At 68.0% G+C, this 12,527-nt stretch carries 12 protein-coding genes; 8 read left to right on the top strand and 4 right to left on the bottom strand.

Annotation, left to right across the window (positions count from 1 at the left end; all coding sequences use genetic code 11):
- Nucleotides 1–91 precede the first annotated feature (91 nt).
- From ACOAMO_RS03915 to ACOAMO_RS03895, 5 genes are all read left to right on the top strand, one after another.
- On the top strand, nucleotides 92–1,030 hold the full coding sequence (locus tag ACOAMO_RS03915) for a siderophore ABC transporter substrate-binding protein (RefSeq protein WP_420176285.1): 939 nt from the start codon (nucleotides 92–94) through the stop codon (nucleotides 1,028–1,030).
- The gene (locus tag ACOAMO_RS03910) at nucleotides 1,027–2,061 is read left to right on the top strand and encodes an ABC transporter permease (RefSeq protein ID WP_420176284.1); all 1,035 of its coding nucleotides are present in this window, start codon (nucleotides 1,027–1,029) and stop codon (nucleotides 2,059–2,061) included. Before ACOAMO_RS03915 ends, ACOAMO_RS03910 begins: the two co-directional genes overlap by 4 nt.
- A gap of 17 nt (nucleotides 2,062–2,078) precedes the next feature.
- Complete coding sequence (locus ACOAMO_RS03905; RefSeq protein ID WP_420176283.1) at nucleotides 2,079–3,065, top strand: iron chelate uptake ABC transporter family permease subunit; 987 nt, start codon at nucleotides 2,079–2,081, stop codon at nucleotides 3,063–3,065.
- Nucleotides 3,062–3,823 carry an ABC transporter ATP-binding protein gene (locus tag ACOAMO_RS03900; protein ID WP_420176282.1) on the top strand — a complete coding sequence of 254 codons (762 nt, stop codon included), beginning with the start codon at nucleotides 3,062–3,064 and terminating at the stop codon, nucleotides 3,821–3,823. The genes ACOAMO_RS03905 and ACOAMO_RS03900 overlap by 4 nt, the downstream gene beginning before the upstream one ends.
- A gap of 184 nt (nucleotides 3,824–4,007) precedes the next feature.
- A complete protein-coding gene (locus tag ACOAMO_RS03895) occupies nucleotides 4,008–4,436 on the top strand; it encodes a hypothetical protein (RefSeq protein ID WP_420176281.1) in 429 nt (142 codons plus the stop codon).
- A 124-nt stretch (nucleotides 4,437–4,560) separates the two neighbouring features.
- Here the strand turns inward: ACOAMO_RS03895 and ACOAMO_RS03890 are convergent, their stop codons facing one another.
- Both ACOAMO_RS03890 and ACOAMO_RS03885 read right to left on the bottom strand, forming a co-directional pair.
- On the bottom strand, nucleotides 4,561–5,976 hold the full coding sequence (locus tag ACOAMO_RS03890) for a nitronate monooxygenase (RefSeq protein ID WP_420176280.1): 1,416 nt from the start codon (nucleotides 5,974–5,976) through the stop codon (nucleotides 4,561–4,563).
- Nucleotides 5,977–6,191: 215 nt separating this feature from the next.
- Nucleotides 6,192–8,468: a 6-phosphofructokinase gene (locus ACOAMO_RS03885; RefSeq protein ID WP_420176279.1), complete on the bottom strand. Its 2,277-nt coding sequence runs from the start codon at nucleotides 8,466–8,468 to the stop codon at nucleotides 6,192–6,194.
- 173 nt (nucleotides 8,469–8,641) lie between these two features.
- Here ACOAMO_RS03885 and ACOAMO_RS03880 point away from each other — a divergent pair, with 173 nt between their 5' ends.
- Nucleotides 8,642–9,106 carry a hypothetical protein gene (locus ACOAMO_RS03880; protein ID WP_420176278.1) on the top strand — a complete coding sequence of 155 codons (465 nt, stop codon included), beginning with the start codon at nucleotides 8,642–8,644 and terminating at the stop codon, nucleotides 9,104–9,106.
- Between the two features lie 238 nt (nucleotides 9,107–9,344).
- On the top strand, nucleotides 9,345–10,052 hold the full coding sequence (locus tag ACOAMO_RS03875) for a PadR family transcriptional regulator (RefSeq protein WP_420176277.1): 708 nt from the start codon (nucleotides 9,345–9,347) through the stop codon (nucleotides 10,050–10,052).
- 86 nt (nucleotides 10,053–10,138) lie between these two features.
- On the opposite strand, the gene pdxH is transcribed toward ACOAMO_RS03875, so the two are convergent.
- On the bottom strand, nucleotides 10,139–10,771 hold the full coding sequence (gene pdxH / locus ACOAMO_RS03870) for a pyridoxamine 5'-phosphate oxidase (RefSeq protein ID WP_420176276.1): 633 nt from the start codon (nucleotides 10,769–10,771) through the stop codon (nucleotides 10,139–10,141).
- A 284-nt stretch (nucleotides 10,772–11,055) separates the two neighbouring features.
- Here pdxH and ACOAMO_RS03865 point away from each other — a divergent pair, with 284 nt between their 5' ends.
- Complete coding sequence (locus ACOAMO_RS03865; RefSeq protein WP_420176275.1) at nucleotides 11,056–11,736, top strand: GNAT family N-acetyltransferase; 681 nt, start codon at nucleotides 11,056–11,058, stop codon at nucleotides 11,734–11,736.
- A gap of 75 nt (nucleotides 11,737–11,811) precedes the next feature.
- Here ACOAMO_RS03865 and ACOAMO_RS03860 read toward each other — a convergent pair whose 3' ends face one another.
- Entirely contained in the window at nucleotides 11,812–12,474 is a 663-nt protein-coding gene (locus ACOAMO_RS03860) for a class I SAM-dependent methyltransferase (RefSeq protein ID WP_420176274.1), read from the bottom strand.
- Between the last annotated feature and the right edge of the window lie 53 nt (nucleotides 12,475–12,527).

The following is a 12,527-nucleotide window of genomic DNA, read 5'->3' as shown; positions in this document are numbered from 1 at the left end:
GGGTGAGTATGTAAGGCTTCCCTTAGTTAGTACGACCTAAGTGAACACAGCGTCCCCCACACGGGATGTTCCCAGACCGAAGGACCCAACGATGCTCCGCCGCTTCCTCGCCCCCGTCGCTGCCGCCGCACTGGTGCTCACCGCCAGTGCCTGTGGATCGCAGGACACTGCCAGTCCCGCTGCCAAGAGCGACGAGAAGATCAGCGTGAAGCACGCGCAGGGCACCACCGAGGTCACCAAGAACCCCAGCAAGGTCGTCGTGCTGGACTACGCCGTGCTCGACAACATGCGCGCGCTCGGCGTCTCCGAGAACGTCATCGGCGTGCCGACCAAGACGCTTCCCAAGTTCATGGACGAGTTCAAGGACAAGGACAACGTGGGCACCCTGAAGGAGCCCGACGTCGAGAAGATCGCGGAGCTGGAGCCCGACGTCATCCTCATCGGCGGTCGCACCGCCGAGAAGTACGAGGACCTGAACAAGGTTGCTCCCACCGTCGACCTCAGCAATGACTCCAAGGACTTCCTGGGCTCGCTGGAGAAGAATGCCGGCATCGTCGCCGAGATGTACGGCAAGTCCGACGAGGTCAAGGCCCAGATGGACGAGGTCACCAAGGCGCTCGACGAGACCAAGACCGCGGCCAAGGGCGCCGGCAAGGGCCTGGTGCTGCTGACCAGCGGCGGCAAGCTCTCGGCCTACGGCCCCGGCAGCCGCTTCGGCATCATCCACGAGCAGATGGGCGTCACCCCCGCCGCCAAGGACCTCAAGGTGGACAACCACGGCCAGGCCGTGAGCTTCGAGTTCATCAGCTCCACCAACCCCGACCGCATGTTCGTCATCGACCGTGACGCCGCGACCGGTCAGGGCGGCAACAGCGCACAGAAGGTGCTCGACAACGCGCTGGTCAACAAGACCAAGGCCGCTCAGGACAAGAAGATCACCTACCTGGACGGCTCCCGCTGGTACCTGCTGGGCACCGGCCTCGACAACACCGTCGAGATGGCCGACGAGATCAAGAAGGGTCTGGCATGAGCCTCCTGACGATCGACAGGAGCGCCACCCGCGCTGCCGCCCCGACGCCCGCCGTGCGCCCCCGCACGGCGGGCGCCGCCGCGTCCGCAGCCCCTCGCCGCAGCCGCACCGGCAATGCCGTCGCGATGATCGCCGGGCTGGTGTGCCTTGCTGTGCTGGCCGCTGGATCGCTGGTGGTGGGCGTCGCCGACCTGGACGCGAACGTGCTGCTCAATTCGCGCCTTCCCCGCACGATCGCCCTGGTGCTGTCCGGCAGCGCCCTGGCCGTGAGCGGCCAGATCATGCAGCTGCTCACCCGCAATGTCTTCGTCGAGCCCAGCACCGCCGGCACCATGGAGTTCGCCACCGCCGGCCTGCTGGTCAGCGCGCTGTTCTTCCCCGGGGCGCCCGTGGTCGTCAAGATGATCTTCGGTGCGGTCGCCGCGCTGCTGGGCACCGCCCTCTTCCTGCGCATCCTGGCCGTGGTGCCGCTGCGCGACATGCTGGTCACCCCGCTGGTCGGCATGATGCTGGGCGGCGTGGTCAGCGCCGGCGTCACCTTCGTGGCCTACCGGATGGACCTGGTCCAGTCGCTCAGCTCCTGGACCACCGGCGACTTCTCCGCCGTGCTGGCCGGACGCTACGAGCTGCTGTGGATCGCCGGTGCCCTCACCGTGCTGGCCGCACTGCTGGCCGACCGCTTCACCGTCGCCGGCATGGGCGAGGCCTTCACCACCAACCTGGGGCTCAACCACCGTCGCACCGTGATGATCGGCATGTCGGTGGTGGCCGTGGTCAGCGCCACCGTGGTGGTGACCGTCGGCGCCCTGCCCTTCCTGGGTCTGGTGGTGCCCAACATCGTGCGCAACACGATCGGTGACAACTGCCGCCGCGCCGTGCCGTGGGTGGCCCTGCTAGGCGCCGCCTTCGTGCTGGTCTGTGACCTGGTCTCCCGAATGGTGATCCACCCCTTCGAGATGCCGATCGGCACCGTGATGGGTGTCACCGGCGCGATCGCCTTCCTCGTGATCCTGCTGCGGGGACGTCGTTGACCCTTGAGACGTCGCCCGTGGCCGCCACTGCTGCTGGCCGCGGGCGACGCAGCCTGTCCCCCGCCACCCGGGTGGGCCTGCTTGCCCTCGCCGCGGCGGCGATCGTCGCCTTCTACCTGGGTTACAAACTGCCGGTGGGCTCCAACTTCGTGCTCAACCGTCGCTTGGTCACGATTGCGACGATGAGCCTGGTGGCCGTCGCCATCGGGGTCGCGACGGTGCTCTTCCACACCGTCACCGCCAACCGGATCCTGACCCCGTCGATCATGGGCCTGGACGCGCTCTACCTGGCCCTGCAGACGGCCTCGGTCTTCTTCCTGGGCATCGTCGTGGTCAACCCCGTGGCGCAATACCTGGTGGTGCTGGTCTCGATGGTGGGCTTCGCCCTGCTGTTGTTCGGCTTCATGCTGGTCAAGCTCAACCGCTCGGTCACCATGATGGTGCTCGTGGGCGTGCTGCTGGGCGGGCTCTTCCGCGGCCTGTCCAGCTTCATGCAGCGCGTGCTCGATCCGGAGGCCTTCGTGGTGCTCAGCGACCGATTCTTCGCAGACTTCACCGGCACCAATCCCGGTCTGCTGGGCATCAGTGCGGTGCTGGTGGGATTGGCCGTCGCCTGGGTCTGGCATTCGCGGCGTGAGCTCGACGTGATCGCCCTGGGGCGTGACCTGGCCATCGGCCTGGGCGTCAACCACCGTCGCGCCAGCCTGGTGCACCTGGTGCTGGTCGCGCTGCTGGTGGGCACCTCCACCGCCCTGGTGGGCCCGACGATGTTCTTTGGCCTGCTGGTGGCACACCTCACCTACCGGGTGGTGGGCACCCACCATCACGCCTTCACCGTGCCCGCCGTCGGCTTCGCCGGCATCATCACCTTGGTGGGCGGCCAGCTGCTCTTCGAACGCATCCTGGGCTTCGAGGGTTCGCTCTCGATGGTCGTGGAGTTCGTCGGCGGCATCACCTTCCTCGTCCTGCTCCTTCGATCCTCACGCGCCGGGAGGCCCGCATGATCATCACCGACCACCTCCAGGCCAAGTACGGCGAGACGGTCGTCGTCGATGATGTGACGATCGAGATCCCCGCCCGCGGTGTCACGGCGCTGGTGGGGCCCAATGGTGCCGGTAAGTCGACGCTGCTGGCGATGATCTCGCGCCTGCTGGAGCCCGCCTACGGCCGGGTGCTGGTGGACGACCTGGACATCCAGAAGACGCCCAGCGACCAGCTGGCCCGCAAGCTCGCCATCCTGCGCCAGGACAACCACCTGGCGGTGCGCCTGACAGTGCGAGACCTGGTGGCCTTTGGTCGCTACCCCCACTCCAAGGGGCGGCTCACCGTCGAGGACGAGGCCCACATCGAGCAGGCCATGGAATACCTCGACCTGGCTCCCTTCGCCGACCGTTTCCTCGACCAGCTCTCGGGTGGTCAGCGGCAGCGCGCCTTCGTCGCGATGGTGCTGGCGCAGGACACCGACCACATCCTGCTGGACGAGCCCCTGAACAACCTGGACATGAGCCACGGCGTGCGGATGATGCGCCAGATGCGACGCGCGGCCGACGAGCTGGGCAAGAGCATCGTCATCGTCCTGCACGACCTGAATGCCGCCAGCGTCTACGCCGACCACATCGTCGTGATGGCCGACGGCCAGGTGGTGGCGGCCGGATCGCCGGAGGAGATCATGCAGGAGGAACTGCTCAGCGAGGTCTTCGGACTGCCGATCCGGGTGCGTGAGATCGACGGGCAGCGCGTCGCCCTGCACTACGCCCGCTGAGGCCGTGATTGGACACTATTCCATAGTCTAGAAAAAGTTCAATATTAATCAATAATTGCTGATCGTCGTAAGTGCCCGCCGCAAACAGAGAGCTGGCGGCTCTTCGCTGCCACCAAGGCAATGAAGGGCCGCCAGCTCTCTGTTTGCGGCAGTCATCCGGACCCGTCCGGGTGATAATGGAGGCATGAAGAAGTCCGCCACCGTTGGCTCCCGGGCAGTCGTTGAACGTGGGGGAGGGGCTGCGGGTGCGGCCTATGCCGTCCTTGCCCTCTGCGTGGTGATGGTTGTGCTCTTCATCCTGGGTGCGGCGGGGCTGGTGGCCGGGAGCGATGCCAGCGGCTGGTGGCTCCTGGTCCCGATCGCGGCTGGCACCTGCTTCTGCGCTTGGGTGATGGACCGCCTGCTCGCCGACGGCCCGCGCAGTGCCTTCGCACGAGCCCTGCCCTATCTGGGTCTGATGCTGCTGTGGCCGACGCTGGTGTGGTTCCTCTTCTGGGCGTACGCGCTCTGGGAGCCCCTCATGGTCCTGCCCTATGCCGCGATCCCGGTCTTCCCGATGCTCTGGTTTGCCCTGCTCGACCGGCTCGCGAGGCGGTCGATTGCTTCGTCTTGACCAATATCAGGTAATTCCTAGATATTGGTAGAGATGTAAATCAAGGCCTCGACAAGCTCGGCCGTAGGGGCGGTCCGGACGTCGGGGCCGCCCCGACGGCCGAGTTCGGGGACCGGTCATGGGATCAGCGGCCCAGCAGGAAGTCGACGGCCTGCTTGCCACCCCAGCCCTCGGGGTGCAGCTCCAGCAGTCGCTTGGCCCCCGTGACGTCCTGGCCCAGGGTGATGCCGGGCACCTCCTTGTAGCCGTCCTTGCGCTCCTGGCCCAACCCCACATTGGTGATGAGGCAGTTGCACAGGCACTTGCGGCCCACGGTGTCCTCGAGCTTGCCGCCCTTCTTGAGGTAGGCGTCGATCGGTTCGCTGGCGCAGCGGTAGCCGATGGTGCCGTTCTCGCGCTGGTAGGGAACGCGCAGGTAGCTCAGGTCGCACAGGCGGGGACGCGCCTCGTAGACCTCCGGGTCGCTGAGGGTGCCGGGCACCTGCGCGATCTTGAAGGGGAATCCGGTGGGGGAGGCGCGGGGGTCGTTGCGCACGTCGAGCTCATCGCCGGCCAGCTGCGAGACCATCGCCTCGCGCAGGTCGTCGCGCAGACCCGACTCCTTGGCCAGGGCGAAGATCGTGCCGCACTGCACGCCCTCGGCGCCGGCATCCTTGGCCTGCTGCACCAGCTCGGGGGTGGAGTAGGCGCCGGCCAGCCAGAAGGGCGATCCGACGGCGGCCATCTTGGTCAGGTCGGCCAGATCGCGATCGGCGTAGATCGGATCGCCGTTGTCGTCCAAGGTCATCTTTCCGCGCGGAGGAGCGGAATGGCCGCCCGCCACGGGGCCCTCGACGACGAAGCCGAAGGGCTTGATCCTCTCGTCACGGTTGAGGAAGTTGGCCAGGGAGTGCACCGAGATGATGGCGAGGAAGCGCGGGGGCTCCACAGGCTCCATCGGGCCGCCCAGGATTGCGGTGGGATCGACGCTCGACCAGGCGGGCTCACCACCATCGACGTCCACGTGCACGCCACCGGGGCGGCCCGCGGCCAGGTCGCGCAGCAGCTGCGGGATCTCGCGGGGGATGCCCGCGCCCATCAGCACGTAGTCGGCGCCGGCCAGCACCGCACCCAGCGCGGCGGTCGGGGTGGCCATCTGGACCTTCTCCAGGAAGTTGATCCCCACGATTCCGTCGTGGCCCTCCTTGGCGAGCCAGGTCTCGGCGAAGTTGGCGGCGACGCACAGCTCGGAGATGGCCTGCTTGGGGTTGATCGTGATGGTGTCGTGCGGGCGGTACGGGGCGCCCTGACGGCCCTGCGGCAGGTAGAACTTGTCGATGATGCGCTGGGCCACCTCCTGGTTGGGGAAGTGCTCCAGTGCCCGGCGGTAGTGGCCGCCGGGGTCGCCGTCCTGCAGGGTACGGGCCAGCACGGCGTCGAGCGCCGTGCCGGAGACGACACCCAGCTCACCGGCCAGGCTCACCTCTCGGGCCAGCTGCCAGCTCGAGACGGCAATGCCCATGCCGCCCTGGATGACGGTGGGAAGGGGGCGGTCGGTCATCGGAAGGTCCTCCGTACGCGAGCGTAGGTTACGTAGTCGTAACCTACGCTAACGTAGCCAACCGCCCTCGTTGGTGAACCGCTCCACAACCATGGAACTTCCTGCCCGTGGATTTCCCACAAGGATTACGACTCTGGCGCCGTCTGGCCCTATCTAGCGGATCCCGGAGATTGCCCAATAGTGTGCGATCGAGCAGGTTTGGGATGAGCGGCGGTTCAGCAGAAGTCGGGTCCGGGAGCGTCGGGCTCGTAGGCGACATCGGCGAAGACGCCCTGCAGCTCGTCCAGCCACCACTGCTGCAGCGGGCGACGGAAGGTTGGGTCCACGTGCTCCATCATGTGGCCCAGCGGCTGGCTGGCCACCTTGCCCTCCATCAGACCCACATACCAAGAGGCATTGCCGCGCCCCGCTTCCCAGCCGCGGTCCAAGACATTGAGTGCATTGGAGACCAGCCGGGTGGCCAGCAGCCGATCGAAAGGGGTGGGGGTGCCGCCCTGCTGGATGTGGCCCAGCACCAGGTGGCGCACGTCGAAGGTGTCCTTGCCCTCCTCCTCCAGCAGCTTGGCCAGGAATTCCGCGTCGTAGTGTTCGCTGGCGCGCTCATTGCGGATGGCCAGGAAGCGACGACGGCCGTTCTCGAAGGAGCCACGCAGCCACTCGACGTCGCGGTAGAGGTCACCCAGACTGATGCCCGTCTCGTGCATGTAGACGCGCTCCGCGCCCGAGGCCAGGCCACTCATCAGGGCCAGATAACCGCAGTAGCGGCCCATGGTCTCCACCACGAAGGCGCGCTTGGTGGCCGAGCCGGACATCTTGATCCGGTCGATCGCCTCGACGATGACGTTCAGGGCGGTGTCGGCGCCGATCGACAGTTCCGAGCCGGGAACGTTGTTGTCGATGGTGGCCGGCACGCACACGATCGGGATGTTGAAGGCGGGGTAGCGGTCCTTCTCCTTGTGCAGCAGGTAGGCCGCCTGGTAGGCATTCCAGCCGCCGATCACCAGCAGGGCATCCACCTTGTGCTCCTCCAGCGCACGGCTGATGGAGTACAGGTGCTCCAGCTCGGGGATGCGACGACGCGTGCCCAGCTCGGCACCGCCCTCACCGGTCCACCCCTCGACGTCGTCCCAGGTGAGTTCCTCGAGGTCCCCGTCACGCATGCCGATGAAGCCGTTGTGCACGCCCAGCATGGTGTGGCCCCGGCTGATGCCCAGGCGCACCGCGGCGCGGGCCGCGGTGTTCATGCCCGGGGCCAGGCCGCCGGCGTGGACGATCGCGACGCGCTTGGTGCCGGCACCCGGTTGCACCCGGCTCGGCTCGGCCAGCTCATGGAAGATGCGTCGCATCTCAGTGAAGGAGCCGCCCCGCAACTCCATCGCACCCTCGTAGTCGCCCTCGGCGATCAGCTCAGGGACCCGACGGGTGTTGCGGACGGCCTCCATCAGGTCGGTGCCCACCACGCGGTTGCCACGCAGCGCCATCACATTGCCGGGACTGTCCGGGGTGGCCCGCAGCAGTTCCTTGACGGCAGCATTGCCCTGCCAGGTGGGGGCCCAGCGGTCATAGGCGCTGGGGGTGCCGCCGCGCTGCACGTGCCCCAGGATGGTGACGCGGGCGTCCTCGCCCAGACGTTCCTCCAGGGTGGAGCGGACGTACTCGCTGGTGATCGGATTGCCCTCGCGGTCGCGTGCGCCCTCGGCGATGATGACGATCGAGTCGCGTCGACCCGCGTCGCGGCCACGCTTCAGTTCCGCGCACATCTTCTCCTCCCAGCCCTCGGCCGGAGGATTCTCGGGAATCAGGCAGTAGTCGCAGCCGCCCGCGATCGAGGCCATCAGCGCCAGGTAACCGCAGTGGCGTCCCATGACCTCCACCACGAAGCTGCGCTGGTGGCTGGCGGCGGTGCTGGCGAGGTCGTCGATCGCGTCGACGATGCGGTTGAGTGCCGTGTCGGCGCCGATGGTCATGTCGGTGCCCACCAGGTCATTGTCGATCGAGCCGACGATGCCGGCGATCATCAGCACGGGATGCGCGTCGGCCTGCTCTTGGGTGATGCGGCCGTCGGCCAGCAGGTCCTCGAGCAGGCCGGCCCACTCCTGGCGGAACATGTCGAGCCCGCTCAACGAACCGTCGCCGCCGATCACGACGAGCCGGTGGATGCCGTGGTCGACCAGGTTGGCGGCGGCCTTCAGGCGTCCCTCGCGCTCGCGGAAGTCCTTGCTGCGGAAGGTGCCGATGAGGGTTCCGCCGCGGTGCATGATCGAGCCGACGTCATCCCAGTCGAACTCCTTGATGCCGTCACCGCCGTCGATCATCCCCTGGTAGCCCTCGTAGATGGCGAAGGGCTTGGCGCCGAGTCGGATGGCGGTGCGCACCACGGCGCGCACCGCGGCGTTCATGCCCTGGGCGTCGCCACCCGAGGTCAGCACCCCGATCTTGACGGGTTCCTGCTGCTGGGGGGACACGGTCACGTCGTCTGCGATAGTGCTCACCCGACCATTCTTGTCATAGCCCGTAGCCGAACGGACCGCGGGGCCGAGAGTTGCCTCGGAATTCACCGCAGCGTCAACGCCTCACCCCGGTGGCTGCTGGTCTGCGCATCCGGTGCGCCCATGGGGGTGGACCGGCGAATGGTCGGTCGCGGCGATGGGGAAGACTGGTCAGCATGTGGCGAAAGATCGTGGTGGTGGCGCTGGGGCTGGCCCTGGCGCTGAGTTTCGGGCTTGGTGCGGCGATGGCGCCGCAGGGATCCCCACGAGCCGTCGATGCGCAAGACCTGCTGGCGCGCTACGACGAACAGGCCACCACCTACTGGATGAGTGGCCAGAGTGAGTGGCCCGCGCTGGAGCAGTCGCTCGGGCCGATCCGGCGGGCGGTCGACGGCGAGGGGTTCCGGATCGTCGACGCCGAGTCGCAGAGCAGCCAGGAGTCCGTGCGCGAGGACGGGCAGGCCCTGGTGGTGGAGGCCAGCACCAGCACCACGTGGGTCCTGACGGGGCAGCCGAGCGGCAGCCCTGCCCCCTCGGGACAGCCTCCGCAAACCCGATCCAGCTCCACCGACCGCCATCGGCTCACCTTCGATGCCTCCAGCGGCGAGCTGCTGCGAGACGAGTTCCTGCCCGACCTGTGAGTTGACGCGGGGGCGCCGGGTCGGGCCCGACGGGGTCCGCGGGGTGCGGGCTCCTGCGCCCCATCTTGACTCCGCGCCTTTCCGGCGATACTATTTCGATATAACGATGAAGCATCGATGGAGAACTTGATGCGAAGAGCGCGCCCGGCCGGATCTCGGCCACGGGCCAGCCGCCCGCACGGTCCGTCGCTGCCAGGAGGGGCACCCGGCCCCTCCCACCCAACTTTCAGGAGTACACATGAATGACTTCACGAACCAGTACGGACGAGACAATGACGACTTCGGCTTCGGCCCGGGGCGTCGACGCGGCGGGCGCCGAGGCGCCCACCGTTCCCAGGAAGGCCATCACGGTGGCCCTGGCGGCGAACGACGACGCGAGCGTCGTCGCGGCCGTGACAATGGCGAACATCCCCACGCGGGAGGGCCTCGCGGCGAGATGCGGGGGCTGATGGGCGAGGGCTTCGGCCCCCGCGGTGGACGTGGCGGAGGACGTCGTGGGCCCGGCCGGGGCCGCAAGGGCGACGTGCGCAGTGCCGTGCTCGCCCTGTTGGCCGAGGCTCCCACCAATGGCTATGGCCTGATCAATGGCATCGCCGAGAAGAGCAATGGCCTGTGGCGCCCCAGCCCCGGCTCGATCTATCCGGCGCTGTCGCTGCTGGAGGACGAAGGCCTCATCGTCGCCGTCGAGGTCGACGGCAAGAAGGTCCACCAGCTCACCGAGGCCGGCCGGGCCCATGTGGCAGAGCATGCCGCTGAGCTCGAACGCCCATGGGAGCGCGTCGCGGCGCCGCATCGCGGTTTCCTCGACGTGCGCGATGACATGAACCAGCTGGGCATGGCCGTGCAGCAGGTGGTTGTCGCCGGCGATGCCGCCCAAGTGGAGGATGCCCGCAAAATCCTGGAGCGCGCCCGCAAGGATGTCTATCTGCTGCTTGCGGGGCAGTGACCGTCACCCCAACCACGTGGCCCCCTGTGCGTCGACATCGACGTGCAGGGGGCCGCGTCGTGCTGTGTGTGCACGCGGGGTGACGGTCAGGGGGCCAGACGGTCGCGGTGCCACCCATCTGCGACGCGGGTGTAGCGCAACCGGTCGTGCAGTCGAGAGGTGCGTCCCTGCCAGAACTCCCAGGCGTCCGGCTCCAAGCGGTACCCACCCCAGTTCGCGGGACGCGGTGGATGGATGCCGTGCTTGGCCGAGACCTTGGCGGCATTGGCCACGAGCACGCCGCGGTTGGGGATCACCTGGCTTTGCGGGGAGGCCCACGCACCGATCCGAGAATCCACCGGCCGCACGTCGAAGTAGGCGTCGGACTCCTCGGGGCTGACCTTGGCGACTGTGCCCTCGATGCGCACGACGCGCTCGAGCTGCGGCCAGTGGAATTGCAGGGCGGCCAGCGGATTCGCGGCCAGCTCTTGTCCCTTGCGGGAGTCGTAGTTGGTGTAGAAGACGATGCCCGACTCGTCGAAGGACTTCATGAGCACGATGCGGGTGGAGGGACGACCCTCCGGGCCCACCGTCGCGAGGGTCATGGCATTGGGGTCCAGGTTGTCGGTTCGCCGTGCCTGCTCGAACCACTTCTCGAACTGGGCCACGGGCGTGGTTGCGGAGTTGGCCTCCTCCAGCGCCTCGCCCTGGTAGTCGCGTCGCATTCCACGGATGTCCATGGCTCGATCCTAGGCGGATGACCCGCCCCATGCTCCGGTCTTGGCCCGGGATCTCGGGTGGGACTCCGCAGATCGACCATGCGGTGCGAGGGCACCGTCGCCGCCCCGCGGGATTCTGTGCCGGTGCGGAGCAGGAATGGTCGGTTTGCGGAGCCCCACACCGGAGACGGTCATCCGGCGCTGTGCACTCCATTGCGTTGCGCCGTGTGCACTCCATTGCGTTGTGCGGTGTGCACTTCATCGCGTTGCGCTGGCGGCTAGCGTGGAGGGGACAGGAGGACATCATGAGCCCACGCCCCAGCGCGCATGACCCCCGCGCCATCCACCGCCAGCTGCTGGCTCCCCACTTTCCCTCGGATGAGCTGATGCTCGAGGACTGCTTCGTGTCGGCGGTGGCCGACGGCACCTTGAACCTGCACGTCGAACCTGCGGGAGACCCCGACGGCGAGCCCCTGGCCGTCGTCGTGGCCGAATTCCACGAGCCCTCACGGGTCTTGCTGGTGGACTACCTGGCCGTGTCTGCCGCGGCTCGTGGAGGTGGCATCGGTGGGCGGGCGCTGAACACTGCGCTCGCCAAGTGGCAGGAACAGTTCGCGCCGCGGTTGGTGCTCGCAGAGGTGGAGCATCCCACGACGCGAGCGCGCCACGCGGCCCACGGAGATCCGGCGGCACGGGTTGCCTTCTACCACCGGCTTGGCGCCAAGGCCTTGCCAGTGCCCTATGCCCAGCCGCCCCTGCATCCGGCGGGCAACAGTGTCGAAGGACTCATGCTGGTGGTGCTGCGCGAGGACGGTCGCGCTCCCGACCATGATGTGGCGGCCGAACCCGTGCGACTCTTCCTTGCCGACCATCTGGCCGGGCACCCGTTGCAGCGAGCCAGTCTGGCGGCCCTTCCGCACGGACGCGTGGAGATGCTGCCGCTGGACCTTCCGGCTGATCAGCTGCCCAACCCGCCTTCAGCCTGAGCCAGTACCGTCTGGCCTGCTGTCGGTTGTTCGCTCACCGGTCTCATGGGAGTGGGCTCGCGGCGTGCCGGGGGATCAGTGGAGTCGTCGGGCGCGCAGTACGTGGTCGACGCGGTGGTGGGCGCCGCCGCCACCGCTGACCTCCCGCTCGCGGTGCTCGTTGGTGATGACCTGCCAGCCTTCCAGCCCCTCGAGGAATGCGGCCAGGTCATGCGGCAGGACGATGCGTTCGTGGTCGGGCCCGCCCCGCCCCTCGGCAGGGCCTGTGTCGTGGTGGCCGGGCCCCTCGAAGACGTGGTGCACGAGGAGCAGGTGTCCTCCGGGGGCCACCAGATCCACCAGGCGTCGTTCCGCCCGGGCCTCGGGAGTCTTCTCCAGCACCGGGTACATGGCGCTGACCAGGTCGAAACCGGCCGTGGGCAGGACGGCCTCCAGGAAGGCTGCCGCCACGCCAGTGACCGCGACGCTCGCTCGCGAGGCCGCGGACAGGGTGCGTTCCAGGGCGCGCGGCGAGATGTCCAGGCTGGTCACCTGCCAGCCGTGCTGGGCCAGCCACACCGAGTCGGCCCCTTCGCCGCATCCCACGTCGAGGGCCTTTCCGGCAGGCAGCTGCGAGAGCTCCTGGACCAAGGCCTGGTTGGGGTCGCCACTCCACACCCGATCGCCGGAGTAGCGCTCGTCCCACTCCTCTGCGGTGCTCACGGGCTCGCGCTCGGTCAGCTGGTCGGTACTGGTCACCGGGGCAGGCTACCTGCTCCCCGGTGCGAGCCGCCCGGCCGCTGCATCTGGCG

This window comes from Luteococcus struthionis, assembly GCF_048595755.1.
Classification (GTDB): Bacteria; Actinomycetota; Actinomycetes; order Propionibacteriales; family Propionibacteriaceae; genus Luteococcus.
This window is presented reverse-complemented; position numbering and strand designations above follow the sequence as displayed.